Origin of the sequence: Deinococcus cellulosilyticus NBRC 106333 = KACC 11606, from assembly GCF_007990775.1 — a bacterium.
GTDB lineage: Bacteria > Deinococcota > Deinococci > Deinococcales > Deinococcaceae > Deinococcus_C > Deinococcus_C cellulosilyticus.
This window is the reverse complement of record NZ_BJXB01000001.1, coordinates 253254-278800: the sequence shown is the minus strand read 5'-3', so window position 1 is coordinate 278800 and position 25547 is coordinate 253254. Positions and strand designations below refer to the sequence as shown.

General features: G+C 56.3%; 24 protein-coding genes. 14 read left to right on the top strand and 10 right to left on the bottom strand.

The annotated features are described in order from the left end of the window. Positions 1 to 101 precede the first annotated feature (101 nt). Both DC3_RS01190 and DC3_RS01185 read right to left on the bottom strand, forming a co-directional pair. Positions 102 to 986 carry a ParB/RepB/Spo0J family partition protein gene (locus DC3_RS01190; protein WP_146881754.1) on the bottom strand — a complete coding sequence of 295 codons (885 nt, stop codon included), beginning with the start codon at positions 984 to 986 and terminating at the stop codon, positions 102 to 104. After that, the gene (locus DC3_RS01185; protein ID WP_146881753.1) at positions 983 to 1951 is read right to left on the bottom strand and encodes a ParA family protein; all 969 of its coding nucleotides are present in this window, start codon (positions 1949 to 1951) and stop codon (positions 983 to 985) included. Before DC3_RS01185 ends, DC3_RS01190 begins: the two co-directional genes overlap by 4 nt. Positions 1952 to 2201: 250 nt before the next feature. Between DC3_RS01185 and DC3_RS01180 the strand changes: the two genes are divergently transcribed. After that, entirely contained in the window at positions 2202 to 2741 is a 540-nt protein-coding gene (locus tag DC3_RS01180; protein WP_146881752.1) for a BON domain-containing protein, read from the top strand. A 9-nt stretch (positions 2742 to 2750) separates the two neighbouring features. Further along, positions 2751 to 3155: a hypothetical protein gene (locus DC3_RS01175; protein WP_146881751.1), complete on the top strand. Its 405-nt coding sequence runs from the start codon at positions 2751 to 2753 to the stop codon at positions 3153 to 3155. A 22-nt stretch (positions 3156 to 3177) separates the two neighbouring features. On the opposite strand, the gene DC3_RS01170 is transcribed toward DC3_RS01175, so the two are convergent. Together DC3_RS01170 and DC3_RS01165 are read right to left on the bottom strand one after the other, a co-directional pair. Then, positions 3178 to 3876, bottom strand: coding sequence for a hypothetical protein (locus DC3_RS01170; RefSeq protein ID WP_146881750.1), 699 nt, complete (start codon positions 3874 to 3876; stop codon positions 3178 to 3180). Between the two features lie 23 nt (positions 3877 to 3899). After that, on the bottom strand, positions 3900 to 4346 hold the full coding sequence (locus DC3_RS01165; protein ID WP_146881749.1) for a hypothetical protein: 447 nt from the start codon (positions 4344 to 4346) through the stop codon (positions 3900 to 3902). A gap of 81 nt (positions 4347 to 4427) precedes the next feature. On the opposite strand from DC3_RS01165, the gene DC3_RS01160 reads away from it, so the two are divergent. Beyond that, entirely contained in the window at positions 4428 to 5204 is a 777-nt protein-coding gene (locus tag DC3_RS01160; RefSeq protein ID WP_146881748.1) for an alpha/beta fold hydrolase, read from the top strand. 57 nt (positions 5205 to 5261) lie between these two features. Here the strand turns inward: DC3_RS01160 and DC3_RS01155 are convergent, their stop codons facing one another. Then, positions 5262 to 6188 carry a LamG domain-containing protein gene (locus DC3_RS01155; RefSeq protein WP_146881747.1) on the bottom strand — a complete coding sequence of 309 codons (927 nt, stop codon included), beginning with the start codon at positions 6186 to 6188 and terminating at the stop codon, positions 5262 to 5264. A gap of 527 nt (positions 6189 to 6715) precedes the next feature. On the opposite strand from DC3_RS01155, the gene DC3_RS01150 reads away from it, so the two are divergent. After that, a complete protein-coding gene (locus DC3_RS01150; protein ID WP_186815754.1) occupies positions 6716 to 8404 on the top strand; it encodes a glycoside hydrolase family 26 protein in 1689 nt (562 codons plus the stop codon). Between the two features lie 101 nt (positions 8405 to 8505). Continuing rightward, positions 8506 to 9525 (top strand): LacI family DNA-binding transcriptional regulator, encoded by a 1020-nt coding sequence (locus DC3_RS01145; RefSeq protein WP_146881745.1) that lies wholly within the window; start codon positions 8506 to 8508, stop codon positions 9523 to 9525. Between the two features lie 5 nt (positions 9526 to 9530). On the opposite strand, the gene DC3_RS01140 is transcribed toward DC3_RS01145, so the two are convergent. Then, positions 9531 to 10562: an AraC family transcriptional regulator gene (locus tag DC3_RS01140; protein ID WP_146881744.1), complete on the bottom strand. Its 1032-nt coding sequence runs from the start codon at positions 10560 to 10562 to the stop codon at positions 9531 to 9533. Positions 10563 to 10743: 181 nt separating this feature from the next. Between DC3_RS01140 and DC3_RS01135 the strand changes: the two genes are divergently transcribed. From DC3_RS01135 to DC3_RS01115, 5 genes are all read left to right on the top strand, one after another. After that, the gene (locus DC3_RS01135) at positions 10744 to 12249 is read left to right on the top strand and encodes a sugar ABC transporter ATP-binding protein (RefSeq protein ID WP_146881743.1); all 1506 of its coding nucleotides are present in this window, start codon (positions 10744 to 10746) and stop codon (positions 12247 to 12249) included. Then, positions 12236 to 13234, top strand: coding sequence for an ABC transporter permease (locus DC3_RS01130; RefSeq protein ID WP_146881742.1), 999 nt, complete (start codon positions 12236 to 12238; stop codon positions 13232 to 13234). The genes DC3_RS01135 and DC3_RS01130 overlap by 14 nt, the downstream gene beginning before the upstream one ends. 31 nt (positions 13235 to 13265) lie before the next feature. After that, positions 13266 to 14210, top strand: coding sequence for an ABC transporter substrate-binding protein (locus DC3_RS01125; protein WP_146881741.1), 945 nt, complete (start codon positions 13266 to 13268; stop codon positions 14208 to 14210). A gap of 140 nt (positions 14211 to 14350) precedes the next feature. Then, on the top strand, positions 14351 to 14911 hold the full coding sequence (locus DC3_RS01120; RefSeq protein ID WP_146881740.1) for a DUF4384 domain-containing protein: 561 nt from the start codon (positions 14351 to 14353) through the stop codon (positions 14909 to 14911). Positions 14912 to 15001: 90 nt separating this feature from the next. Then, positions 15002 to 18496: a DEAD/DEAH box helicase gene (locus DC3_RS01115; protein WP_222594665.1), complete on the top strand. Its 3495-nt coding sequence runs from the start codon at positions 15002 to 15004 to the stop codon at positions 18494 to 18496. 105 nt (positions 18497 to 18601) lie between these two features. Here the strand turns inward: DC3_RS01115 and DC3_RS01110 are convergent, their stop codons facing one another. The 3 genes from DC3_RS01110 to DC3_RS01100 form a co-directional block, all read right to left on the bottom strand. Then, complete coding sequence (locus DC3_RS01110; protein WP_146881739.1) at positions 18602 to 18895, bottom strand: hypothetical protein; 294 nt, start codon at positions 18893 to 18895, stop codon at positions 18602 to 18604. 124 nt (positions 18896 to 19019) lie between these two features. Beyond that, positions 19020 to 20282: a DJ-1/PfpI family protein gene (locus DC3_RS01105; protein WP_146881738.1), complete on the bottom strand. Its 1263-nt coding sequence runs from the start codon at positions 20280 to 20282 to the stop codon at positions 19020 to 19022. A 25-nt stretch (positions 20283 to 20307) separates the two neighbouring features. After that, complete coding sequence (locus DC3_RS01100) at positions 20308 to 21282, bottom strand: GlxA family transcriptional regulator (RefSeq protein ID WP_146881737.1); 975 nt, start codon at positions 21280 to 21282, stop codon at positions 20308 to 20310. Positions 21283 to 21578: 296 nt separating this feature from the next. On the opposite strand from DC3_RS01100, the gene DC3_RS01095 reads away from it, so the two are divergent. The 4 genes from DC3_RS01095 to DC3_RS01080 all read left to right on the top strand — a co-directional run bounded on the left by DC3_RS01095 (position 21579) and on the right by DC3_RS01080 (position 25268). Continuing rightward, on the top strand, positions 21579 to 22298 hold the full coding sequence (locus DC3_RS01095; protein WP_146881736.1) for an MbnP family protein: 720 nt from the start codon (positions 21579 to 21581) through the stop codon (positions 22296 to 22298). A 1-nt stretch (position 22299) separates the two neighbouring features. Next, the gene (locus DC3_RS01090) at positions 22300 to 23262 is read left to right on the top strand and encodes a cytochrome-c peroxidase (RefSeq protein WP_146881735.1); all 963 of its coding nucleotides are present in this window, start codon (positions 22300 to 22302) and stop codon (positions 23260 to 23262) included. After that, positions 23259 to 23666 (top strand): hypothetical protein, encoded by a 408-nt coding sequence (locus tag DC3_RS01085; protein WP_146881734.1) that lies wholly within the window; start codon positions 23259 to 23261, stop codon positions 23664 to 23666. The genes DC3_RS01090 and DC3_RS01085 overlap by 4 nt, the downstream gene beginning before the upstream one ends. Positions 23667 to 23822: 156 nt before the next feature. Next, positions 23823 to 25268, top strand: a complete 1446-nt coding sequence (locus tag DC3_RS01080) for a DEAD/DEAH box helicase family protein (RefSeq protein WP_146881733.1) — start codon at positions 23823 to 23825, stop codon at positions 25266 to 25268. Positions 25269 to 25270: 2 nt separating this feature from the next. Here DC3_RS01080 and DC3_RS01075 read toward each other — a convergent pair whose 3' ends face one another. Beyond that, a complete protein-coding gene (locus DC3_RS01075; RefSeq protein ID WP_146881732.1) occupies positions 25271 to 25501 on the bottom strand; it encodes a hypothetical protein in 231 nt (76 codons plus the stop codon). Positions 25502 to 25547: the final 46 nt, after the last annotated feature.

Genomic DNA, 25547 nt, shown 5'->3' with positions numbered 1-25547 from the left:
ACCAGGAACTTTGCGCTGCTTTCGGAATCAAAAATACAGTGTCCTGTAAAACAAAAAGCCTCTTGCTGCGCCGGCGCAGCAAGAGGCTTTTTTGTTGGGGTTTACTGGTAGCGGGCCGTCAGCGTTTCGAGTTCCTGAAGCAAGGTCTTCAGGCGCTGCTGGTCCTCTGCAGACATCTTTTTCACGGTGGTCCCCAGGTTCTTTTTCACCACTTCTGAAACAGAGCGGGATTTTCTGGGTGGGGCCAGGAACTGGTTGACCTTCTGGCGCAGGTCTTTGGAGCTCACGCTGAGGGCTTTTTTCAACCAGCCATCGAATTCATCTTCAGGGAGGTTTTTCAGGCGGTTCAGTTCCACGGCAGAACTCATGCCCAGTTCGCCCTGTTGCAAGAGGGACAGCACTTTGGGGTGGTAATTCAGGATGGGAAGGCGTTTGGTGACAAAAGTGCCGAGCTCTGGGATTTTCACCACCCTGGTGAGTTTCTGGTATTCCTCAATCAGTTCTGGCTGGGATTCTGCATTGCGGTAGGCTTCCTGCAGGCTCTTGATGATTTCCGTTTGCGGACGGCTGAGCCTGCGCTCCAGAATCTGCAAGGTGGAGACCAGTTGCTCGTAGGCGTTGAGGTCTTCCCGGTGGGCGTTTTCGATGAAGGCCCGTTCCAGGTCTTCATGGGCGTCATTGTTGTTCCTGATGTAAGCAGGAATTTCACTGAGGCCAGCTGCCTTCGCGGCCTGGAAGCGGCGCTCTCCTGCAATGATGCGATAATAACCGGGCTTCTCAGGATGGTTGCGCAGGGTGATGGGAGAGATCACCCCGTACTGCCGGATGGACTCGCTGAGGGCTTCGAGTTCCGCTGCATCGAAGTGACGGCGTGGGTTCTCGGTGCTGGGCAAAATGGCATTCAGGCTGATCTGGTTGCCCAGTTTCAAGGTGCCCATCTGCACCTGCTGTTTTTCCTTGATGGTGTCGGGAACCCTCGGCTTCATGATTTCACCGGAGCCTGGGTCAGTGATTCGAGCAGGGCCACAATCTGGTTCAGTTCTTCTTTGGTGGTCTCGATGCCGCTCATGTTGCGGTTGCTGTACTCCAGGGAGAGCACCGGGCGGCACTCAGCAGCGGCAAACTCGAAGGGGGTGCTGCGTTCGGTCAGACCATTGAAGTAGGGAACACCCAGTTGATCGAGTTGCTCGGTGATCTGCTCGTTGGCGTACCGCACGCCAGAGGTCCTGCCTGCCCGGGTCAGCACGTACATCAGGATCTCCAGATCCGGGTTGATGGAGGCGGACTCCTGCACCACACTGATGGTGGAACGGATGCTTCTGAGGCCCTTGATGGTGCTGGGAATCGGGCAGATCAGTTTGTTGGCACTTGCAGAGGCAATGCTGCTGAGGGTTTCTCCGGCAGGGCTCGCATCGATCAGGATGTACTGGTAGCCCCGTTCTGCAGCGATTTTCTTCAGGTGCTTGCGCAGGTTCAGGAGTTCGGCAATGTCGGCACGCCGCACCCGTCTGAGGTCTTCGTGGCCAGGGACCAGGTCAAAGCCAAAACGGGTTTCAATCGGATTCAGGGGCTGGTTTTCCAGAATGGCACTGAGGGCGGTGTGCTCTGGCCGGATGTCCACATCGATCAGGTAACCCAGAAATTCGGTCAGGTTGGCCTGCGAGTCGAGGTCCACGGCGAGCACCCGGTACCCTTTCTGTGCAAGCCCGAAGGCAAGTTCGCGGGTGAGGGTGGTCTTGGCGGACCCCCCGGTGTGGTTGTACAGCGTGATGATTTCACTCATTCTCTTGCCTCCATTTGCAAGTTCCCAGTAATCGCTCGGGTGCAACAGCACACCGATGGTTTTGTGATGGCTGGACACATGCACGCTCTGTCCACGTTTCAGCTCATCGAAGTGCCTTTTGAGACCCTGCCTGAAATTGGAGATGGGCACGATCCGTTTGTTGGCCATATGCTGTCAGTTATACACCGAATTGGCCCTGTGCTGGTCCAGAAATGTACAAAACCAACTTTAGCTGGGCTGAGTACAAAAATATGGCCTTCTGATCGTTCTGCAAAACGGAAATCACTTTGCTGCGCCGGCGCAGCAAAAGGTTTTGTTGGTCCATTCTTCACCTCGCTGGCCTCTGTGAGGATTCAGGCAGTCTCTGGCCTGCAAAGTGTCTACGCTGAAACAGACATTCAATTGGAGGAGGCACACCATGTGGCCCTTTGGAAAAGGCATTGTTGAACAGATCAAAGATGTGCTTGGACAGAATAAAGTGTCTCGCGACCTGCCTGTGCAGGTGGAAGAAAGAAATGGAGAGGTGGTTCTCAAGGGGGACGTTCCCACGGAGGACCACAAATCCCTGCTGGAGACCATTGCTGAAAGCATCAAAGGGGTCAGAAGCGTCAAGACCTCGGACCTGAAGGTGCAATCTGCTGCCAGACAGACGGCCTCCCAGTCCAGCCCCCAGTACACCCAGGCAGAAATTCAGGAACTGCGCAGAAGAAGCAGCATTGCAAGAGAAGTGCTCAGAAGGCTGGAAGCCAACGGAGAACTCAAAGATGATCCCATTGCAGTCTTGCAGTCCGGCCATGGAGTGGTCCTGAAGGGGGCCGTGGACAGCCAGCACGAATACAACCTTGCCATCAAAATTGCCCGGGAAACCCCGGAAGTGGAGATGGTGGACAGCACCGATCTGGTGATTGATCCCCAGGCCAAACAGAAGTACCGCTCTTCACTCCAGCAGAGCACCTGAGGCACCACCATGGCGCACCTGAGCATCATCGTCAAACCAGACCGCAATTTTGATGTGGCGGTCACCGACACAGAAGGCATCTACCTGAACGACCAGTTCACCCGGGAGTGTGTGGAAACCACCCTGAAAGGTTTGCAGGAGCGCCGCTCCCTGAACATTGTTGGGGACCCCAGAGATGCCATCATGGCTCCTCTGGACTTTGGCCCGGGTGAGTTCCGGTTCACCCCCATTGATGTGGGTCTGACCTCGGCAAGCTGGAGTGTGGACCTGGTGCTGCCCCAACGAGATGGCATTGAAAAACCCCTGCATGTGGGCCGTTTTGAGACAATTCTGGAAGCTTTCGAAAGTGCCCTGGATCAGGAGTACCGTGAGCCTGCCTCTGTTGAAGTTTTGACAGAGAACCGCAAGCAGTAAACTTTGCCCCCAGAGGACATGCTCAAAGGCTTCTGGGGGTTCCATCTGCATTCAGCCAGGGAAATCCTTCTGGGTCCTGTGCTGCCCAGAAATCCACATGCTGCTGGTCATGGAAACGAACCTGCGACAACAGAGGAAAAACCTGAGGGCTCACCTGGATTTTCGCCAGGGGCCGGACGGGGTGTGGGCAGATCCACTGCGGTTCCAGGATTTCCCTGTCCTGCATCAGGTAAGGGGGTTGGGGTTGAAATGCTGATTTTGGCAGGACATAGAGGGTGCCCTCCCTCCAGAGTTGTGTGCGGTCTGCTGCCCCATTCACCGAGAAAAAGTAGTGCATGGGGCTCCACCCTGCTTGCTGTCTGACCTGCAAAGCACCATTCAGAAATCGAACAGGGCGATTCAGAATGGCGTAGAACATGGCCCAGATTCCGTCTCCACTGGCAAAGACCGCATGCTGTTTGCTGAAGGCATCTGCAGAGAAGTCCAGAGGTGTCCTTGGTTCGAACACCTCAATGTCTGGATTCCCGGAGCCATGAAAGACCACAGGATGCTGCTCCATCCAGCGCAGAAAAGACCACAGGGGAACAGGGACATCACCGGGCATCCAGCCTCCCTGTCCTGACGCAACATGCTGCTGGTACAGCTGTCCGAAGACCTGCAAGGTGCCCTCATCCCAATCAGGAGAGGGAAGGCTGAGCCAGTAAGACGGTAGAGCAGTCACAGTTCCATCCTCCTGCTGATGATTCAGGAATTCAAAGCTTCCTCAAGGAAAAGCAGCACAATGTTGCCGAACTGCTCTTTTAAATCCCTGGCACCATCGACCTGCACACTTCTGGCGGCCCCACCCTTGTGATCGAAATAGCCCTGCAAGGTGTCCCTCTGAATGCTGTAGGAAAACTCCATGAAGCCGGAACATTTGGTGCCCTGCTTGATCGGATGAATTTCAAGTTTGATGCTGTATTTTGGCTCTCTGGTGTTGAAGTACAGGAGGGAGGGGATCTCTGCAGCACGCAACCTGCTCACGATTTCTTCTGCAAAGGGGAGAAGCTCAGACCGGAAAAACGTCAACATCTCTTCATTCCTGCGCAGCAAGGCCTGCTGGGCCAGCAGTTCCTCCTGGCGCTTCTGTTCTTCTCGAATGCGGGCTGCCTTCAACAGGTGGTCCAGCCTTTGCAGCGTGTCATGGCTCATTCCATCAGAATACAGGGCCTGTCGTGACAGGTGAATATGCTTATGGAATGCCCCCGGGGTTTTCTGGTATGAACAGAACATATGCACAAGAAATTCTTCTACAGTGAAAACCTGCGGCTGAGCTACACCGACACTGCAACCGACCTCCCTGTCCTGATCAGTTTGCATGGTCATTTTGGGCGGGGCAGCACCTTTCATCCATTACAACAGGCCCTGCAGGACCAGTGGCGGGTGATCTGTCTGGACCAGAGGGGCCACGGATACAGCGATCATGCAGAAAGCTACACCCGCGCAGATTATCTGAACGACCTGCATCAGTTCATCTTGCATCTGGGACTGGACCAGGTGGTGTTGCTGGGGCATTCTCTTGGGGGCGTCAATGCCTACCAGTACGCAGCAAGGCATCCTGAACGTGTGCAGGCCCTGGTCATTGTGGATGTGGGCGCAGAGATTGATGTTCCCACCGACCACGCTCTGGACTGGCCCCGGCGTTTTCCGACACTGGAAGCCCTGAGGGCTTTTCTCAGGGAACAGAAAACCTCAGAGAAATACTTTGGTGAAAGCGTGATGGAAGATGAATCTGGATGGGGCTTCCGTTTCAAGGCCGACCACCTGAGCCGTTCCCAGCAGCACGTTCTGGGAAACTGGTGGTCCGACTGGCTGGCCACCTCCTGCCCCACCCTGCTCATTCAGGGGCACAAAAGCTGGGTGCTCAGCACCGACCAGGCCCGCGAGATGGCCCGGAAACGTCCGTTCACCACACTGGTGGAATTTCCAGAGTGCGGTCACGGGGTGTATCAGGAAGACCCGGAAGGCTTCAATGGGGTGGTGAGGGAATTTTTACAGGGGCTTCTTTGATTTGGCCCCTGAAGCAGAGGCATTTGATTTATGCCTCTGCTTCAGGGGGCTGAAAGTTCACCAGCGGGTGTAGAACAGGTTGGTGTACCGTGCGGTGGCGGTGGGGTTGTTGCCAGGATAGGTGCCCATGAACTGGGAAATGCCCGAAGAGTTGTCTCCACGCCAGTAATTCATGTAGATGTAGGTCGGGTCGCCCGGGAAGTGGGCGGAGTTGACGTTCAGGCTGCCCCCGTAGGTGTTGTTGCGGTAGACGTGCACCCGGTAGCTGCCTTCCTGGTAGCTGAAAGATTCTGCCGAAGGGGTGCCCCTGTACATGGTGAAAATCACGTTGTTGCCGTACTTCCACTGCACCGAATTGGTGTCCCAGTTGAAGAGGCTGGTGGTGAAGTTGTTGGAGCTCACGATGCCCGTGCCCACATTGATGAACCCCTCGTAGATGTACTTGTCTGAGGTGGGAGAAGCCTGGTAGATGACTGCAACGTGAAGTCTGGGCTGGTTGCCTGCTCCGGGCCAGGATGGAATGTACTCAATGTCAATTTCCTGCCAGGCTCCGCCTCCGGTGTCCCAGCGTTTGAAGGTGAAAATCGATGCCAGGGTTCCGGGCACATTGTCCAGATTGAAGCTGCCCCCAATGGTGGAGCGGGGTGCAGCCAGCCGCTGTCTGGTTTTCATTTCTGCACAGCGGGTGCCACTGGTGTTGATCTGCATGTTCAGCTTGCCACTGGCCTGTGCCCAGGCGTCCGGGTAGGCGTTGTTGGGGTTGAAGGTGCACCCAAAAGGACTACCGTTGTTGTTGTTGATGCGTTCCCACAGCGAATCGTTGAAGCCCCAATGGGTGAAGTCATCATTGAAACTGCTTCCGTTCCAGCTGGTGCCAGCGGCGGGCGTGCCACTGTCGGCCTGTTTCTGGAAGGTCTCGGGAGCAGGGGCCTGATTGCAGGCAACAAACAGCAGGGCAGAGGTCAGCAGAATGGCTTTTTTCATGGTTGTCTCCTTGAAGCAGCAGAAGGGGGCCGGGCCTCTCTTCAAGGCCCAGACAGGGCGGAATGCAGAATGGGTCATGAAGCCATGGGTCACGACAGAGCGGACCTGCACAATGTTGGAGGTGAATTTTGGCTGTGGATTCACCATACTTCATGAAAAGCCTTTCCGCAAGAGGGAGAGGTGGAGGAAAATTTTGCAGGGATATCCTGAGCAGGCTTCGGCAAGGTGCGGTAGACGAAAATTCAGTGGACTGCACAGTATGGAGCTGAAGGGCATTTGAAAGAAACCGCCAGATAAATCAACGCAGACGGTGATCTGGAAGTGCGCAGGTCACAGACCCCCTTGAAGAAAAGGTTTTCAGATGCTAGGCTGAATTCAGCAAAACCAACTGAAGTTCACTCTGAGGCCAGTCCAGGGAGGGTGAGTATTTTTGATGGATTCCAGACTCGTTTTCTGGGATGAATCGAACATGCCTTCTCTTTCAAGAAAAGCTTTTCAGAGGAATTTCATCACCAGAGAGGTGCCCTGTGATCCCCAGCCCCCGGAAAACCCTGCCCCGCTTTCTGCTCCTCACCGCCCTCCTGACCAGTTGTGCCTCCCAGACGCTGCCACAACCCCCCACTGGACCTGAGTCTGGAATTGCAGGTCTGCCCATCCTCAAAGACACCAATGCAGACAGCACCAATGGTGTCTTCTTCGGGATCTTCCGTGAGCGCCCAAACCACGCCAACACGCCAGATGAGGTTTCAAAAGACCTCAGGTTCAAGCCCGCCACCGTGATGTGGTACAGCTCCTGGAAAGGAAACACTGCGTTCCCCAAAGCAGAAGTTCTGGCCCTCAGCCAGCAAGGGGTGGTGCCCAACATCACCTGGGAACCCTGGGACTGGAGTGTCGGTGTTGATGACCCCAAACAGATCAAGCTGAAAGACATTCTGGACGGCAAATGGGACGCCTACATCCGCAGCTGGGCCAAAGAGGCCAAAGCGGTCAATGTTCCCTTCATGCTGCGCTGGGGACACGAATTCAACGGCAACTGGTACCCCTGGGCGGTGTCCACCAACGGCCAGAACCCCGAAACCTACGTGAAGGCCTACCAGCACGTGCATGACATCTTCAAGGCAGAAGGGGCCACCAAGGTCCAGTGGATCTGGTGCTTCAACAACGCCGATGTGCCCGGAGAAGCCTGGAACGATGTGGCAAAAGCCTATCCTGGTGATGCCTACGTGGACTGGGTGAGCATTGATGGCTACAACTGGGGAACCAACCCCTCCTGGGGAAGCTGGGCCTCCTTCAGGGATGTGTTCAAGAGCGGGTACGACCGTGCCCTGAAAATTGCCCCCTCCAAACCCATCATCATCGGAGAATTCGCCTCCTCAGAAGTGGGTGGAGACAAGGGCCAGTGGATTCTGAACATGTTTGCAGACCTGCCCAAACTCTTCCCCCAGATCAAGGCCATCGTGTGGTTCGACATCCAGAAGGAAGAAGACTGGCGCATCGATTCCTCCCAGATCAGCAAGGAACGCATGGTGCTGGGCCTTCGCAGCAAAGACGTGCGGGGCAACGGTGCAGCCCTTCTGAAGGTTCCCTCCACCTTCACCGCTCCACCACCACCCACCGGAAAAACCAAAACCATTGCCAGCTTTGAAACCCTGTCAGAAGGCAGGCTCACCACTGCAGAGGGGGGCAAGGTGTTCCTCTCGGGCTTCCAGCAAAAACCCGAGAACCCCAGCACCTTCAGCAACCAGGATCAGGGCAATGAACCCGCAGCCGTGGTCTACCCGGCTGGAAGTGGCCTGACCCAGCGGGCAGGATTCGACTTCAACATCAAAGCCCCCAATGACTTCGCAGGGGTGCTGATGAGCCTCGAAGTGAAACCCAGAACCGCAGAAGGGCAACCTGTCTCTGTGGATTACAGCGCCTACAAATCCCTCAGGCTCACCGTCAAAGCCACCGGAACCAGCAAACTGCGTCTGGAATTCATCGGAGCCAAATCCCTGGGCATTCCCGATGGTGGATACCCTCAGGTGTACGTGGATGTGGGACCTGAAGCCAAAACCATCAACGTGCCTGTCAGCAGTTTCGCGCAACCCGACTGGGCCTCTCCCAAAAAGACCACCACCGAAGTGCTGCAAAACCTCGTCACCATCAACGTGGTTGCAGACACGGTGCCCTCAAGCGGCAATGTGCAGGTCGATGATGTGATGCTGGTCGAATAAAGTCCAGTGATTCGTAAGCCTGCACAGATTGTGGGGGTGGGCCAATGGCTCACCCCTGCAGTGATTTTCTCCCTATATACTGTCAAGACAGGGACCTCCCCATGAAGAAACGCAACGTCACCATCAATGAAGTCGCCAGAGCCGCTGGGGTGTCCATCAGCACGGTGTCCCGCATCATCAACGGAACGGCTTTTGTCGCAGAGGACAAACGGGAAGCTGTCGAGGCCGCCCTGAAACAGCTGGGGTTTCAGCCCAACTACCTGGCCCGCACCCTGATCAGCGGAAGAAGCATGAGCATCGGGGTGATCGCCGAGGACATTGTCAGCCCTTACTTTGCAGATGTGATTCGCGGGATTGAGCATCACCTGCTGGACACCGATTACCAGCCCATCCTCAACAGCGGCCACTGGTCCAGTCCTTACGAACTGCGGGCCATTGAGACCCTGATCTACCGCAAGGTGGATGCCCTGATCCTGCTGGGAAGCACCCTGGAGGATTCCAAACTGCTGGAGATCGCAGAACGGGTGCCCCTGTTCATCTTTGGACGGATCGTGAAAGGCCTGGAAGACCGCTGTCTGGCCCTGGACCAGTTCAAAGGGGGGTATCTTGCCACCCGTCACCTGATTGAACTGGGACACCGAGACATCGTGCACATCACCGGGCCTGAGAACCATCTGGATGCCCTGGAGCGGTTGCGGGGATACCAGACCGCTCTGGAAGACAGTGGAATTCCATTTCAGCCTCAACTGGTGCTGCAGGGGGATTTTCTGGAGCGCACCGCTTACCTGTCCACTTTGAAACTGATTGAGAGCCTGAGTTCCTTCACGGCCATTTTTGCTGCCAACGACCAGATGGCCGCAGGTGCGAGGCTGGCCCTTTACCGCAAGGGTTTGCGCATCCCTGACGATGTTTCACTGGTGGGTTACGATGACCTGCCTGGAACGGCCTTCATGTCCCCGCCGCTCACCACGGTGCACCAGCCCACTTACGACATCGGGCAGGCCCTGGCGAAACACGTCCTTCAGGTGATTCAGGAGGAACTTGCAGAGATGCCAGAATTTGAACTTTCACTGGTGGTGCGGGAATCCACCTCAAGGCTGCATCGGGGTTACCGGGTGTGATCGTACTATGAAATGGAGATCTGGGGAGGCAAACCACCAAACCGCCTTTTCCGGTACTCGCTTGGCGTGCAACCCTCTCTGGCTTTGAAACTGTTCGCAAAGTACTGGCTGGAATTGAAACCGCACCTGTTGCTGATCTCGGTGATGCTCAGTTCAGGCTGGCTGTCCAGCAACTGTCTGGCGAGGTTGAGCCTCTGGTGGTTCAGGTAATCGATGGGGGTCATGTTGGTGATGCTCAGGCAGTAATGGGAGAACTGGCTGCGCCCCAGATGGCAGTGTTCCGCCATGCTGTTCAGCGTCCAGGGCTGGTCCAGATGGTGGATCAGGTTGCCCAGAAAGAGCTGCACTGTGCGGTAGGCACCCGGAAGGGCCTGACTGGTGTGTTCCTGCTGGGACAGCAGTTCAAGGGTGGCAAGCACCAGTTCATTCACATGCAGTTTGAGCCTTGCGGCAACCTGTTCTGGTTCCGGCAGCAGCAGGGCACTGCGGATGCGTCCGAAACAACGGGCCGTTTCTGCATTGCCGTGCCACACAGGAGCACTCTGTCTGTCCAGCAGGTCCCTGAGGTGTTTCAGGTCTTGTGCTGAGCAGACCAGCCAATCAGGCCACTTCCACGAATCTTCTTCGACAGGTCCCACGTCCAGCAGGAGCCAGTGGTAGGTGCAGGCCTCCACATGTGGGTTTCCCAGGCGGTGCTTCTGCCAGGGTCGGGTGAGGGTCAGGGTGCCTGGATGAAGAAGCCAGCTGTCCTCTTCCAGTGCAAAGCCCAGCTTGCCGCGCTCCACATAACCGAATTCCAGTCCGGTGTTGTGGTGCCAGTCCAGGCCCCACTGCTGTTTTCTGGGGGCATTCCACATGCCCACCGAGCGCACTTCTGGAACCATGTGTTTTTCAAAAGACCGCCCCGGATAGAGGTCATGTCCCCAGGCCACCAGGTCCAGGGTCCCTGCCCTTGAGGCCGCACGGAGGGGCTCACACGTGTGCTGGCAATACGTGCGCTCGTCATCCCTGGTGGTGGCGGTGCGGTACGGGGTCATGGGCGGGGGTATCTGTACAGTAACGGATCATTGGGATTTTCACAAGGGATTCGTCTTAAGAATCAATCGTGCTGGATGTGTAAAATTTACCACTTGCGTATTGTGCAAGCTTTTTTGATTGCGTTTGCCTAAAGTCAGAGCATCACCTTGCAACTTCACGTTCAGAAACAGGAGGCTTCACTTGTCGTTTCTGGAATTTCAGAACATCTCCAAATCCTACGGTCCGGTTCCGGTGTTGCACGATGTGGCTTTCTCTGTGGAACAGGGGGAGGCCCACGCCATCATCGGTGAGAACGGGGCAGGGAAGAGCACCCTGATGAAAATCCTTTCAGGGTACACCCCGGCAACTTCAGGTCAACTTCTTCTCGATGGTCAGGCCCTGCATTTCCGCAGCAACCGGGAAGCCGAACAGGCAGGCATCGTCCTGATTCACCAGGAGTTCAATCTGGTGGAAGACCTGACGATCACCGACAACATCTTTCTGGGTCGGGAACGGAAAAGAGGCATGCTGCTCGATGACACCACCATGCACGCCGAGGCGAGACACCTGCTGGAACAGGTGGGACTGAACCTGGACCCCAGAACCCGCGTGCGGGACCTGATCATTCCTCACAAGCAACTCGTGGAGATCGCCAGGGCACTGGGCAGGCAGGCCAGGGTGCTGATTCTGGATGAGCCCACCGCCACACTGACCCCCTCGGAAACCGAAATTCTCTTCTCGATCATGCGGGACCTGAAATCCCGTGGAGTGACCCTGCTTTACATTTCCCACAAGCTGGAGGAGGTCAAACAGATCACAGAACGGGTGACGGTCCTCAGGGATGGTCGTTTTGTGACCACCCGTGAAACCGCATCCCTGAGCCAGCTGGAAATGGCCAACCTGCTGGTGGGCCGGGACCTGCAGGACATGTTTCCAGACAAACCCGGGGAGCCCAGCACCAAGAGGGTGCTGGAGGTGCAGCACGTCACTGTTCCCAGATGGGCTACAGATGTCAGTTTTGACCTTCATGAAGGGGAGATTCTGGGATTTGCCGGGCTGGTTGGGGCAGGTCGAACAGAGCTCTTTGAGGGGTTGCTGGGCCTCAGGCCCAGCAACGGAGGCAAGATCATCTACCGGGGAAAGGAGCTGAAAATTCGCAATCCCAGAGACGCATCCAGAGCAGGACTGGTGTACCTGAGTGAGGACCGCAAAGGCAAAGGGCTGCTGATGGACACTTTTTTAAGGCCCAACCTGACCCTCAGTGTGCTCAAACTGTACGCAAAGCCCCTGCTGGACTTTCAGGCAGAACGGCGTGCGCTGGACAACGCCCGCATGGAATACAACATCCGGGCCGACCGGGCAGACATTCCTGCAAGGTCCCTGTCCGGGGGAAACCAGCAGAAACTCGCCCTCGCCAAGATCATGCAACTCAACCCCGAGGTGATCATTCTGGACGAGCCCACCCGTGGGGTGGACATCGGGGCCAAAAGGGAGATCTATTTTCTGATGGCAAAACTCGCCCGTGCAGGTCGCAGTGTGATCGTGATTTCCAGTGAACTCCCTGAATTGCTGGGTCTGTGTCACCGCATCGTGGTGATGCGGCAGGGAGAGGTGATGGGGGTGCTGTCTGGCGAGGACCTCACCGAGTCTGAAGTCATCCAGCATGCCACTGGCGTCAAGAGGGGGGATGTGCATGTCACAGCCTGAGGTCAACAAACCCGTGGTGGCCCCGAGGTTCCGGTTTGATGTCCTGAGTTACGGGCCCTTGCTGGGCCTGATCCTGCTGGGCATTCTGGGGGCTGCCTTGAACCCGGATTTCGCAACCTGGGGCAACATCAGCAATGTGCTGACCCGCACCTCCCTGGTGGGCATCATCGCCATTGGAGCGACTTTTGTGATCATCTCCGGTGGGATTGACCTGTCGGTGGGGTCCCTGCTGGCCCTGCAATCTGGTGTGATGATCCTGACCCTGAATTTTCTGGTCACGACCTTTGGGGCGAGTGTCCCGACCCTCTTGATCGGACTGGCGGCCACGGTGGTTCTGGGATTTGTGGTGGGGCTCCTGCATGGCTTACTGATCACCAAAGGAAGGATTGAGGCCTTCATCGTCACCCTTGGTACGGCAGCCATCTTCCGTGCCGTTCTGACCGAACTGGCCCAGGGGGGAACCCTCACCTTTCAGGACTCCAAACTCGCAGACCTGTACAGCCCGGTCTATTATGCAGCTCCACTGGGCATCCCTGTGCCCATCCTGGTTTTTCTGGGGGTGGCCCTGATTGCAGGACTGATCCTCAACCGCACCGCATTTGGACGGTACGTGCAGGCCATTGGGAGCAACGAACAGGTGGCCCGGTATGCCACGATCCGGGTGGACATGGTGAAAACCTGGGTGTACGTGTTTCAGGCGCTCTGTGTCACCATCGCAACCATTCTGTATGTGCCCAGGCTGGGCAGTGCCAGCAACAGCACCGGACTGGGGTTTGAACTGGAAGCCATCGCTGCCGTGATCATCGGGGGAACTTCCCTGAAGGGCGGCAATGGCAAGATCTTTGGCACGGTGATCGGAGCGATCCTGCTCACCACCATTGGCAACGTCCTGAACATCACCAGCCTGATTTCCGAATATCTCAACCCTGCTGTTCAGGGGGTCGTGATCATCATCGTGGCCTTCTTGCAGCGCAACCGCAAATGACCTGCCACCCTTTCCACATGGAGGAGAAAGCATGAAAAAAGCACTGTTGACCGTAGGACTTCTCATGGCCTCAGCAGCCTTCGCCCAGAACAAGAACGCCGTGATTGGTGTTTCCATCCCCGCAGCGGACCACGGGTGGACTGGGGGCGTGGTGTACTGGGCGAATCGCACCAAAACCGAACTGGAGAAACAGTACCCTGGCATCAAGATCATTGTGAAAACCGCCAAAGATGCCAATGATCAGGCCAACCAGCTTCAGGACCTCCTGACCGTCAACAAGATCGACACCCTGGTGGTGCTCCCCTACGAGTCTGGCCCCCTGACAAGACCCATCAAGAACCTGCATGACAAGGGGGTTTTTGTGACGGTGGTGGACCGTGGCCTCACCGATGAATCTGCACAGGACGCCTACGTGGCCGGAGACAACCCTGGCATGGGCAAAGTCAGTGCAGAGTACCTCGGGAAACAACTCGGTGGGAAAGGGAACATTGTGGTCCTGCGCGGCATTCCCACCGTGATCGACAACCAGCGTGTGGATGCATTCGAAGCAGTCCTGAAGTCCAAATACCCCAACATCAAGATCCTGGACAAGAAATTCGCCAACTGGAACAGAGACGACGGCTTTAAAGTCATGCAGGACTTCCTGACCCGCTTCCCGAAAATTGATGCAGTGTGGGCACAGGACGATGACATCGCAGTGGGGGTCCTCAAGGCCATGGACCAGGCCAAACGCACCGACATCAAGTTCGTGCTGGGTGGGGCAGGCATGAAGGAATTCATCAAGAAGGTGATGGATGGGGACAAACTGATCACCGCAGATGTCACCTACGCCCCCTCGATGATTGCCGATGCCATGAAACTGACCGTCAAGAGTGTGGTCACGGGCAGCAAGATGCCCAAAACCACCATCATTCCATCGGTGCTGGTCACCAAACAGAACGCAAAAAATTACTACTATCCAGACAGTCCGTTCTGAGATCACGCTTCCTGCCAATGGGGGCGAGCCGTCGGCCCGCCCCTACAATTTTGCGTTCATAAAGGGTTCTGAAACCCTTTGTTAAGAAAATTCCCCGCTGGTATCATCTTCAGGCAAGCCTCAGGGTTTACCGTAAACCCATGAAAAAGATGCTTCTTCTCTTTTCCCTGCTGACCGCATCCGGTGCACTGACTGCAAATGCAGCCCCGATGGTCAACTCTCAGGGTGTGATTGTCAACCCATACCAGACGAACCTGCAGGCACAGCTCTGGCTGGACCGTGATGGCAGCATGCCCGAATACGCCACGGGTGAAACCATCCGTTTCTTTGCCCAGTTGAACGATGACGCCTATGTGTACCTGTTCAATGTGGATTCCTACGGGCGCGTGGACCTGATCCTGCCCAACCGTTTTTCTGCCGGAGAGCAATTTGTTCGCGGTGGGTACCAGGTGTCTTTCCCTGACCAGAACGATGGTTTTGAGTTTGAAGTGGCCCCTCCCAGAGGCCTGAATCAGGTGATTTTGCTGGCCAGCAAGACCCCTCTGGATTTTGATCGGGTGGCGGATTTCCGTTTTGGCAACACGTACCGCACCGCTTTTGCGGATTCTGAGAATGAGTTTGTGGACAAGATGTCCATTGTGCTGGGTGACGTGTGGGATGAAGACTGGGTCACGGACACTGTGTTCTACAACGCCTACTGATTTTGTCTCTTGACCTCTCAGGACCTGCGGCTTATACAGCTGCAGGTTTTCGCTTTTGAAAAGACCCAAAACAGGCTATGCTTTGACGGTATGGCTCCACCTGATTTCACCTGGGAGGAACTGCAGGCAGCTTTTCCTGTGGCAACCTGGTCCCGTGCCCAGACGCTGGTGCGGGGCGAGGCTGTGGAATTCACCCGCTGGGTGGAAGACAGAGAGCATCTGGTCAGTGAGGTGCGCAGCTCAACAGACCGTGAAATGTACACCCAGGACATCCTGCTGCGCCGCCAGAAGCACGCCCTGCTGATCGATGGGGAGTGTTCCTGCCCGGTGGGCTACAACTGCAAGCACGTGGTCGCTGCCCTGATGGTGTGGTTTCAGGAGAAGCACTCGGAAGAATCGCTGTTCGAACCGGATGCTGCTCCTGTGCACAGCTCTTTCTCTTTCCAGGACGAGAAGCAGGTGGGCATGATCCGCTTCATCTGGGAGCAGAAAAAAGAACTGAAAGAGCCTTACCTGTCGCAGCTCAGTGCACTGTACCTGCGGTCTCCGGTGGCCGTGGTGGCCGCGATGGGTGAGAAGGTCTGGAAGGAGGTGGAGCCTCTGCTGAAAGTTTCTGGAGCAGGACCGAAGAAAGACACCGACCTGTTGCCCCCTTCCTTTCAGTTGCCCAATGAACTGCGCCTGTGGCTTGAAGAGAGCACAGAGGAACCCCGTGCTTCCAGCCACACGCTGCTCTTCGGTCTGGAGGTGGTGCGCAACCGCCGGAAGCAGCAGACCTTCAAAATCCGCACGTTCGTGGCCCGCAAAGGCAAACAGGGCCTCAAGGACATCAAGCCCTACCAGCCCGGAAGTTCTTTTGCACAATACGTGGTGGCAGACCTGCCCCTGATTCTGGTGCTCGGGCAGATCCAGGACTGGGAAGGCCTCCGGGATCTGGCCCTCACAGGGCACATCCTGACCAGTCTGCTGGAAACGGGCAGGCTTTACCTGCAGGACCAGTGGGACACACCGATCCGGGCAGGTGCGCCCAGGGAAGGCCTGCCAGTCTGGAAAACAGCTGCGGATGGAAAGCAGCATCCGGTGTTGCAGGTGAACCCGCAGGCCAGTGTGGTGCTTCCCCTCTCGAAGCCCTGGTACCTGGATTATGGGACGCTGGAACTTGGACCGGTGGATGCAGACCTGCCCGAAAAAGACTTGCAACGCTTCCTCAGCATTCCTCCGGTGCGCATGGAGCACAGCTCTGCTTTTGCAGAATTGCTGGAAGAGCGCTTTGGAAGCCGTTTTCCTGTGCCAAAAGTGCTTCCCTCGCAGACCATTGAGGCGGTGATGGTGCCCAGATTGACCCTCTGCTCGGACAACCTGAACCTCGGGTCTTACGGCATGGGTCAGCGGATGCACACCGTGCAACTCGACTGGACCTATCAGGGGTACATGGTCACGGAACCCGAGCTTCCGGCCATCCAGCAGGTGCATGGTGGCGTGATTGTCACGCTCCCCAGAGACCCACTGGCCGAGCAGGAGAGCGTGCAGCAGCTCAGAAAAATGGGTCTGGAAGACGCCGAGAAAGTCTACAAAACCCGTCTTCCCGAGCGAATGAAAAACCGCTGGGGTTTTCGCCTCCAGAAGCAAAAAGGTGCTGCAGAAGAGCAGGTCTGGATGGATTTCATCTCGGTGCAGGTTCCCATGCTCAAACAGCAGGGCTGGGACATCCGCTTTGATCCCGGTTTTGATTTCAGGCTGGCCGAGGTGGGCGGCTGGTTTGCAGATCTGGAAGAGGGAAGCGACTGGTTCGGGCTGGAACTCGGGGTGATGGTGGGGGAAAAGCGCATCAGTGTGCTTCCCCTCCTGATGTCCCTGATCCGCTCCATGCCTGCCCACGTGCTGACCGAACAGCTCAATTCCCTGGACAATGATGCCATGCTCTATCCCAGGCTGGACAATGGAACCCTGCTGCCCCTGCCCATTTCAAGGGTGCGCTCCCTGCTGGGCACCCTGGTGGAACTGTACAGCCAGGAAGGACTCCCCCAGGGCAAAGTGCGTTTGCCTCTGCTGGACGCAGCCCGGCTTGCAGATCTCGAAAAGGACCTCAGTCCTGAGTGGTCTGGTGGCACAAGGGCACGGGAACTGGGCCAGAAACTCAGGGATTTTGCAGGTCTGCAGGTGGCCCCACTTCCTGCTGGACTTCAGGCTCAGCTGAGGCCCTACCAGCATGAAGGTCTCAACTGGTTGCAGTTCCTGCGGGAATACGGTCTGAACGGCATTCTGGCCGATGACATGGGCCTTGGGAAAACCCTGCAGACCCTGACGCACCTGCTGCTGGAAAAAGAGCAGGGCCGCCTGAAAAGCCCAGCCCTGATTGTTGCCCCCACCTCACTGATGCACAACTGGGCCTCGGAAGCCCACAGGTTCACCCCGGACCTGAAAGTGCTGGTGTTGCAGGGAACGGGCCGCAAGCAGGACTTTGGACGCATTTCAGAGCATGACCTGGTCCTCACCACGTATCCTCTGATCTCCAGAGACTTCGAGGTGCTCTCGCAGCACACCTTCCACAGCATCATTCTGGATGAGGCCCAGAACATCAAGAACGCAAAAAGTGCCACCAGCAAGGCCATAGGGCTGCTCAGGAGCCAGCACCGCCTGTGCCTGACGGGAACCCCCCTGGAAAACCACCTCGGGGAGCTCTGGTCCCTGTTTCACTTCCTGATGCCTGGCTTTCTGGGAGATGAGCGGCAATTCGCCCACCTGTACCGCAACCCCATTGAGAAGAATGCAGATGTGAACCGCAGGGCAGCCCTGGCAAAACGCATCCGCCCTTTCATCCTGCGGCGCACCAAAGAACAGGTGGCAAAAGAACTCCCCGAGAAAACCGAAATGGTGGTCCGTCTGGACCTCGAAGGGGCACAGCGTGACCTGTACGAAACCCTGCGCATCTCCGTGCAGAAGCGGGTGCAGGAGGAGATCGCCAGCAGGGGTCTGGCCAGAAGCCACATTGCCATTCTGGACGCCCTGCTGAAACTCCGGCAGGTGTGCTGTGACCCCAGGCTGCTGTCTCTGGACGCTGCAAAAAAGGTGCGGCATTCGATCAAACTCGACTGGTTCAAGGAAACACTGCCCAGCATGATCGAGGAAGGCCGTCGGGTGCTGGTGTTCTCGCAATTTGCCACCCTGCTTGGGCTGCTCGAAGAAACCCTGAAGGACCTGAAAATCCCGTACTCCAAAATCACCGGGGACACCGTGGACCGCAAAACCCAGATCGAGCAATTCCAGTCGGGCCAGACCCATATGTTCCTGATCAGCCTGAAAGCAGGGGGAGTGGGTCTGAACCTGACCGCAGCAGACACGGTGATCCATTATGACCCCTGGTGGAACCCTGCCGCCGAAAACCAGGCCACGGACCGTGCCTACCGCATCGGGCAGGACAAACCCGTTTTTGTGTACAAACTCATCACTGCAGGCACACTTGAAGAGAAAATTCTGGATCTGCAGGCCAGAAAGGCCGCACTGGCACAGGGCATCCTGGAAGGTGGGCTTGGGGAGGGGCAGACCCTGACGCTGGAGGATGTGCAGGCATTGTTCGGGTCTTAATGGGGGACTTTCTTAAGTAGTAACTGCTCAGAACCACTGGTTCATTCTGAGTAGTTACTAAAAAGCAAAGGTTCGATTTCTAGGTATGGCCTTTGATTTGTAGTATTAAAAAAGAGAAACCAAATGCTGCATTGATTCTTCGATTTCTATCTTGAAACCAGCTTTTTCTGCAATTCTTATTGCTGCTCCTTCTGCGTCCTGATCAATCCACTTTCTGGTATCGGAATCCAGCTTCAGGGTAAAGGGAACAATATTTGTTGAGTTCATCAAATCAACTGCGGCACCAAAACTAATATTTAATCCAATTGATAAATAGTGTGCGATTTCTGCTAATGAGATGGCCACAATGTCATCGGGGGGAGTGTAATCATCCCAGTCAATGTTATTTTCCCGATCCATGTTGTCTCCTAAGGTAGTTCTCAGAGATTCAAATATTTCAACCACTCAAGCACTAGCAGATTTTTTGATCTGAATGGTTGCTAAAATTCTACAATAAGCCTTGAACTGAGGGCCATGGATTGTTTTAGAAGGAAACTTTTCGTTTTCTCAACATTCGCATCCCCCATTCCACCACCAACACCAGCACCACACCCAGCAAGGCCAGATAGAGGGGTCTGTACACGGCTGGCGTCCACCATCCTCTGCCTTCGAAGTGCTGGGTTCCTGCACGGTATTCCAGACGCTTAGCCCCGAACACAGCTGTGGGCACATTCTGTGTGAGGGCAAGCTGGCTGAGGGTGTCATCAAAAGGGAAGCCTGTTCCTGTGAGCTTGAGGACTTCAAGTTCAGACTGCTCTGATGTGGCTCTGGGAAGCAGATCCAGACCATAACGGCTCTGGATGGGTCCTTTGACCGGAGCGGTGGTCAACAGCTCTGCACTGAAGGTGGCTGGAAAGGTGTCCACCAGGGCGGCCAGTTCGATTTCGTCCATGCCTTTTTTGAGGGGCAACTGGTAGGTTTTGCGGTCCCAGAGGTAAGAGGCATTCAGCAGGAAGATGCTGTCCGAAAGGGCAATGTCAAAGGGCTGCATCTGGGGGTTGGTCAGGTGGGTGCTCTGAGCGTAATTCATCTTCTGGGCTGTCTGGTGGGCGGTTTCTGGTCCAGCGAGGCGCTTGAGAACATGCAGGCTGGCATCAATCCCTGAGAGCACCCCCGCTGAAGTTACCTGCTGTCCTGCATCCACGTATCTGGCATCCCAGGTCCAGTGCACCTGCGGGAACTGTTTTTCCAGCCTGCTCCTGTCACTCCAGTGGCCTGTGGCTTTCTTGCCGTCCAGCAGCCCTGTCAGGGCCAGGGTGTCTGCCCCGGAGCAGATGCTCATGATCACTGTGTCCGGGTGTTTTCCCTGTTTTTTCAGCCAGGAGACCAGAGGGGCATTCTCCTGATCCCGGATGAAGGGAATGTTGGGTACCACCACCACAGCAGGAGGATGGTGCAGTTTCTGGTCCAGTTCCGACAGGGCGTAATGGGGCAGCAGGTCCAGGCCTCCCGTCAGGGCCACAGGTCTGCGCTCGGGGGCCGCAGTGACCACGTTGTATTTTCCAGATGCCGCAAAGACCTGATAGGGTCCCAGCACGTCCGAAACTTCTGAGACATCATCTCCCAGAATCACCACCACGGTGGGTTTGTCGGGGTCAAGTGGGGGTGCAGGGGTGAGGTTGACCTGCTGCTGGGGGGCTTCGGAAAACAGCATCTGGTGGGCTTTCATGGACTGGTACTGCCCGACAGAAAATGGCAGCAGGACGGCGGCCAGCAGACACAGGCTGACCCTGAAGATCGGTTTCATGGTGGCTCCTTGGGTGGGGGTGACTTTATTGCTGGAATTGCATTCTGCTCAGTGAGGGTGAAGTTCCGAAGTGTTCTTTCCAGATGCGGCGAAAGTGACGGGCGTCTTCAAAACCACACCGCTGGGCGATGCTCTCCAGGGTCAACTGAGGATTGTGCATCAGTTGTTTTGCCAGTTCCAGACGCAATTTTTGCTGGTACTCCAGTGGGGTGAGTCCGGTGTGCTGCTTGAAGGCTTTGCTGAGCCCTCTGGGACTGAGCCTGACCATTGTCGCCAGTTCCGGGAGGGTGGTCTTGCGGCCCGGTTGCTGGGCCAGGTGGTCCTGCACCTGATGCACCCCCGAGTGCAGGTGGGTGCGGTAATCCAGGTAGATGCTCTGCTGGCTGTGGCTCCCACCCCGGCGCATGTACAGCACCAGGTAACGGGCCACCCGCGCCGTGAAGAGGGGACCATGCTCCTGTTCAATCAGGGCGAGCGACATGTCCATGCCAGAAGCAATGCCTGCACTGGTGGTGATGTTCCCGTCCTGCGCGAAAAGCACACCGTCTTGCACCTTTGCCAGAGGGTACCTGTGCCGCATGTGCTCAATCAGGGACCAGTGGGTGGTACAGTGACGGCCATCAAGCAGCCCGGCCTCGCCAAGAATGGCCGCTCCAGTGCACACCGAGGCCAGTTGTGCTCCTGCCGCATGTGCCTGTTGCAGCCAGCGCAGTGTTTCAGCACTGAACAAGGGCTGTCCAGCAGCAGGAGCAGACAGTTCTGGGCCTGGGAGGATCACCAGATCGTCTTTTTCAGGCGTGGGAGGTCGGCTGAGGGGTCCCAGGGGCAAGCCCTGTGCACTGATGATCTGGGTTTCAAAAGCATGAAACGAGATCTGGTAGGGGGCTCCATAGAACCTGGCGGTCTCAAAGACCTGTGCCGGTCCGCCCAGATCCAGCAGGTTGACCTTGCTGAGGAGCAGAAAAAGGATTCTGCGGGGTTGTGGGTTCGGTCCTGACATGCTCTCAGTGTAGGTGCGTAAAAACCTTTCTGAAAGGGATTGTTTTTTGAGATGCGGACAGATCAGGCACCGGGTGGGGGCGTAACCCCGGGTTGGGCAAGATGACACTTGCTGTTCGAAACCTGTTCAAGACCGCCTCCCGTGAAACCTCTGGAGAATCCTGCTGGGACGCCATTTCAGCCTGTCTTGTGTTTTCTGATCGGGGACTGGTGTGTTCCTCAGAGAGTGCCTGGTTTTGACAGGAAGCTGATGCTGTGCGGGATAAATGTCCATCTGGTTTGGTTACAATTGTGATCATGAAGCAACTCATTTCCCTGCTGCTGCTGGGCTGCACCGCCCACGCTGCACCCCTGAGCCTCCAATTGACCCTGAATGTGGGCAAAGAGCCCCTGGAATTCACAAAAACCTACCAGAATGCTGCTGGCAACGAATACACCTTCGATCAGGTGAAGTTCTACCTGAGTGAGGTCGCCCTGGTGAAAGCCGACGGCTCAGAACTCCCTCTGGACGGTCTGCGCCTGCTGGATTTCAACCGCTCAACCGGCACCCAGAACATCGAGATCTTCAGGGCAGAGGTTCCTGCAGACACTTACAAGGGCCTGAGGTTCAGCATTGGTGTCCCGAGAGCCCTGAACCACACCGACCCGACCCTGCAAGACGCTCCTCTGGGTGTGGATTCGGGAATGGCGTGGGCCTGGAACCCGGGTTATGTCTTCTTCAAGCTGGAAGGGAAATTCCTCAAAGGGGGAGCCCAGCAACCCTTCTCCCTGCACCTCGGGACCGATCCCTACAAACTGCAGTACAACCTTGCCGATGTGCAAATGCAAAAAATCCAGTTGAACGTGCCTGAAGCAGGCAGTGTGGTGAAGCTGAAACTGGATGTCTCACAGGTTTTTAAGGCAGGATTGAACGGCGAGCAGTATGATTTCAGTCAGGCCAGGTACCAGATGGTGCACAGCGGCCCGGTGTTTGGTGCGGCCTACCTGAACCTGCTTGGTGCCATCACCCTGGAGTGACATGAACCGAATGATCCCACTGGTGTTGCTGGGGGTGGTGTGCATTTCTGCAGCCCCCACCCTGCTTCCCCCGGTGCCTGCCAACAACCCCATGACGCCCGAGAAAATCAAACTCGGGAAGAAACTCTTCTATGATCCCATCCTCAGTGCAGATGGGAAAGTGTCCTGTGCCAGTTGCCACAACCCTGACCTGGCGTTTGCAGACCATCAGGCTGTGTCTCCAGGGGTGGAGGGCCGCAAGGGGGTGCGCAATGCGCCAACCCTCACCAATGTGGCTTTTCGCAAGAGCTTCTTCTTTGAGGGGGGAGCAAAAAGCCTGGAACTGCAGGCGATGGGCCCCCTCACCGACCACAATGAGATGGCCTCGGATGTGGATTCCGTTGTGAAAAAACTGAAGGCACATCCTGAATATCCTGCGCTCTTCAAAGAGGTGTTTCAGGCTGCGCCCACCATGCAGCATGTGGTGGAGGCCATTGCCAGCTTTGAGCGCACCCTGATCAGCAACAACAGCCCATTTGACCGCTTCCAGCGTGGAGACCTGAAGGCCCTTACCGATGCCCAGAAGCGCGGGATGGAACTGTTCTTCGATCAGGCGGATTGTTTTCACTGTCACACCGGGAGCAACTTCACCGATGAACTTCCGCACAACACTGCCCTGAATGTCTTTGATGAAGACCAGGGTCTGGCCCGTCTCACCCTGAAAGACGAGGACATTGGTAAATTCAAGACACCCACCCTGCGCAACATCGCCCTGACTGCCCCCTACATGCACGATGGCAGCAAGGCCACGCTCAGGGAGGCGGTGGAGCATTACAACAAGGGTGGAGAGAGCAACCTGAACGCCGATCCCCTGATGCGTCCACTGGGCCTGACCGACGACCAGATCGATGATCTGGTGGCCTTCATGGAAAGCCTCACCGATGAGGACTTTGTCAGGAACCCCGAATTCAGGGAGGCGAAGTGAAAAAACAACTGGCAATGCTGGTCCTCATGGGCCTGATGGTTTCGGCGGTCCCGACACTTGCCCACAATGGTTTCACAGGCGTGGGCACCACGCTGTCTTACAAGACCGATCCTGCACCCCTCAAGGCCACAAAGGAGGGCATGGTCCGTTTCCTGTTCACCCGCGAGAACCAGACCCAGATCCAGGCGAAGGAATGCAGTTGCACCATCCTGGTGTACAGCGGCATTCCCGATCCCAAGGTGCGACCTGTGGCGGTGGGCAAGATCCAGCAGGACAAAGAGAGTCTGTTCTTCAAATTCACCCCTCCTAAGTCTGGAGTGTACACGCTGGTGCTGGATGCCAAGCCCACAAAGCACGATGATTTTCAGGTGCTGAAAATGTACCTGCCGCTGATGGCAGAGTAGACAGTTGTCGATTCACAGTGAACAGTTCACAGCAGCCAACCCGCTGTTGACTGTCCACTGTGAACAGTAAATTGCTGCCCAGAACCGAAATTCGTTTAAAACGTAATTTGCTACTGTAAATTCATCCAAAACAAAGCTAGAATGGAAGGGATTTTGATGGCCCGAGCATCCACCCTGACTTTTGACCGGGGCACCCTGATCCTGCATCCCCCACCGAAGGGGCATGACTGGGCTCAGTTTGTGCACTGGGACGAACGCATCGAGAAATTTCGCCTGCCTGCCCACCAGTACCGTGCCTTCCTGGAAGCCATGCGGAGCGCTGGCATTGAAGTCAAAGACCAGGCCCGCAACTTTCAGGACCTGAACCTGTCTTTGCCGGAAATCCAGCCCTTCGAGCACCAGCAACAGGCCCTTGCCGCCTGGAAACAGGCCGGACGAAGGGGTGTGGTGGTGCTGCCCACAGGCTCTGGAAAGACCATCCTGGCCTATCTGGCCATGCACTCCACTCCCAGAAGCACCCTGATCTGTGTCCCGACCCTGGACCTCATGCACCAGTGGTACGCGGGCCTCCTCAAGACCTTCCCTGAAACCCAGGTGGGTTTGCTGGGAGGGGGCAGCAGAGATGAAGCCCCGATTCTGGTGTCCACCTATGACAGTGCGGCCATTCATGCAGAACGTCTGGGAAGCCAGTTTGCCCTGCACATCTACGATGAGTGCCACCACCTTCCCACCGAGTTCTATCAGGTCATCTCCGATTACAGCATTGCTCCATATCGTCTGGGGCTCACGGCAACACTGGAACGCTCAGATGGTCGGCATGAACTGCTGCAGACCCTGATTGGCCCGACAGTCTACAAGCGCACCCCCGAACAGCTTTCAGGTGGGGTTCTGGCCCCTTTCCGTGAGGTGCAGATCAAGGTGACCCTCTCTGCGGAAGAACGGCAGGAATATGACCGCCTGATTGCAGAACGCAACAGCTTTCTGCGGGATCAGGGTATCGGTCTGGGAACGCTGGATGGCTGGCAACGTTTTGTGAAGCAGAGCGCCCGTTCAAAAGCTGGACGTGCAGCCATGCTGGCCCACCGCAGTGCCCGTGAAATTGCTTTTGGAACTTCGGGAAAACTGCGGGTGCTTTCAGACCTGCTCACAAGGCATCAGGGGGAGCGCACCGTGATCTTCACAGACGACAATGCCACCGTTTACAAGATTTCCGAGCAGTTCCTGATTCCAGCCATCACCCACCAGACCCCGGTCAAAGAACGCCATGCCACACTTGAAAGGTTCCGTTCTGGCGATTACCCGGTGATCGTGACCTCCCGGGTCCTCAATGAAGGGGTGGATGTGCCTGAAGCCTCCATTGGGATGGTGCTGTCAGGCACCTCCACGCAGAGGGAATACATCCAGCGTCTCGGGCGAATCCTGCGCCGCAAGGAAGGCAAAGAAGCGATCCTGTACGAAGTGATCAGCGAGGGAACTTCTGAAGAACGGGTGTCTGACCGCAGGAGAGGCGTGGAAGAACCCAGAAAGCCTTCTACCCCTGTCAAAGGGCTGGAACAGGGAACCGTCGATCTCACTGCCCCAGTGCGCTGGGAGGACCTGTGAATTCAGCGAATCAGCGTGCGGGGGCAGGTGGAACGCAGGAAGGTGCTTGTGGTGGTGGTGGCTCCTGATGGAGACCGGTAGTGACAGAGGTGCCCAGTCACACTCCCATAGATGTCATAACTTTCTCCGATCAGGGTCCAGATCTGGATGGATGAATAAAGCTGGGCCTGGGCAGGCGTTCCAAGAGCGAAAAGGACCATGCTTGCAGTCAAAACGGTGTGCAGTTTTTTCATGTTCATCTCCTTGAAAATAAAATAATTTGTCTGATGTCTTATGACA

What these genes read in the sequence shown, in the direction of transcription:
- DC3_RS01075 (WP_146881732.1), bottom strand. Translation starts at nt 25,501, where the DNA reads ATGAAAAAACTGCACACCGTTTTGACTGCAAGCATGGTCCTTTTCGCT.
- DC3_RS01090 (WP_146881735.1), top strand. Translation starts at nt 22,300, where the DNA reads ATGAACCGAATGATCCCACTGGTGTTGCTGGGGGTGGTGTGCATTTCT.
- DC3_RS01095 (WP_146881736.1), top strand. Translation starts at nt 21,579, where the DNA reads ATGAAGCAACTCATTTCCCTGCTGCTGCTGGGCTGCACCGCCCACGCT.
- DC3_RS01160 (WP_146881748.1), top strand. Translation starts at nt 4,428, where the DNA reads ATGCACAAGAAATTCTTCTACAGTGAAAACCTGCGGCTGAGCTACACC.
- DC3_RS01080 (WP_146881733.1), top strand. Translation starts at nt 23,823, where the DNA reads ATGGCCCGAGCATCCACCCTGACTTTTGACCGGGGCACCCTGATCCTG.
- DC3_RS01155 (WP_146881747.1), bottom strand. Translation starts at nt 6,188, where the DNA reads ATGAAAAAAGCCATTCTGCTGACCTCTGCCCTGCTGTTTGTTGCCTGC.
- DC3_RS01130 (WP_146881742.1), top strand. Translation starts at nt 12,236, where the DNA reads ATGTCACAGCCTGAGGTCAACAAACCCGTGGTGGCCCCGAGGTTCCGG.
- DC3_RS01105 (WP_146881738.1), bottom strand. Translation starts at nt 20,282, where the DNA reads ATGAAACCGATCTTCAGGGTCAGCCTGTGTCTGCTGGCCGCCGTCCTG.
- DC3_RS01110 (WP_146881739.1), bottom strand. Translation starts at nt 18,895, where the DNA reads ATGGATCGGGAAAATAACATTGACTGGGATGATTACACTCCCCCCGAT.
- DC3_RS01180 (WP_146881752.1), top strand. Translation starts at nt 2,202, where the DNA reads ATGTGGCCCTTTGGAAAAGGCATTGTTGAACAGATCAAAGATGTGCTT.
- DC3_RS01190 (WP_146881754.1), bottom strand. Translation starts at nt 986, where the DNA reads ATGAAGCCGAGGGTTCCCGACACCATCAAGGAAAAACAGCAGGTGCAG.
- DC3_RS01100 (WP_146881737.1), bottom strand. Translation starts at nt 21,282, where the DNA reads ATGTCAGGACCGAACCCACAACCCCGCAGAATCCTTTTTCTGCTCCTC.
- DC3_RS01140 (WP_146881744.1), bottom strand. Translation starts at nt 10,562, where the DNA reads ATGACCCCGTACCGCACCGCCACCACCAGGGATGACGAGCGCACGTAT.
- DC3_RS01165 (WP_146881749.1), bottom strand. Translation starts at nt 4,346, where the DNA reads ATGAGCCATGACACGCTGCAAAGGCTGGACCACCTGTTGAAGGCAGCC.
- DC3_RS01115 (WP_222594665.1), top strand. Translation starts at nt 15,002, where the DNA reads ATGGCTCCACCTGATTTCACCTGGGAGGAACTGCAGGCAGCTTTTCCT.
- DC3_RS01125 (WP_146881741.1), top strand. Translation starts at nt 13,266, where the DNA reads ATGAAAAAAGCACTGTTGACCGTAGGACTTCTCATGGCCTCAGCAGCC.
- DC3_RS01120 (WP_146881740.1), top strand. Translation starts at nt 14,351, where the DNA reads ATGAAAAAGATGCTTCTTCTCTTTTCCCTGCTGACCGCATCCGGTGCA.
- DC3_RS01145 (WP_146881745.1), top strand. Translation starts at nt 8,506, where the DNA reads ATGAAGAAACGCAACGTCACCATCAATGAAGTCGCCAGAGCCGCTGGG.
- DC3_RS01185 (WP_146881753.1), bottom strand. Translation starts at nt 1,951, where the DNA reads ATGGCCAACAAACGGATCGTGCCCATCTCCAATTTCAGGCAGGGTCTC.
- DC3_RS01175 (WP_146881751.1), top strand. Translation starts at nt 2,751, where the DNA reads ATGGCGCACCTGAGCATCATCGTCAAACCAGACCGCAATTTTGATGTG.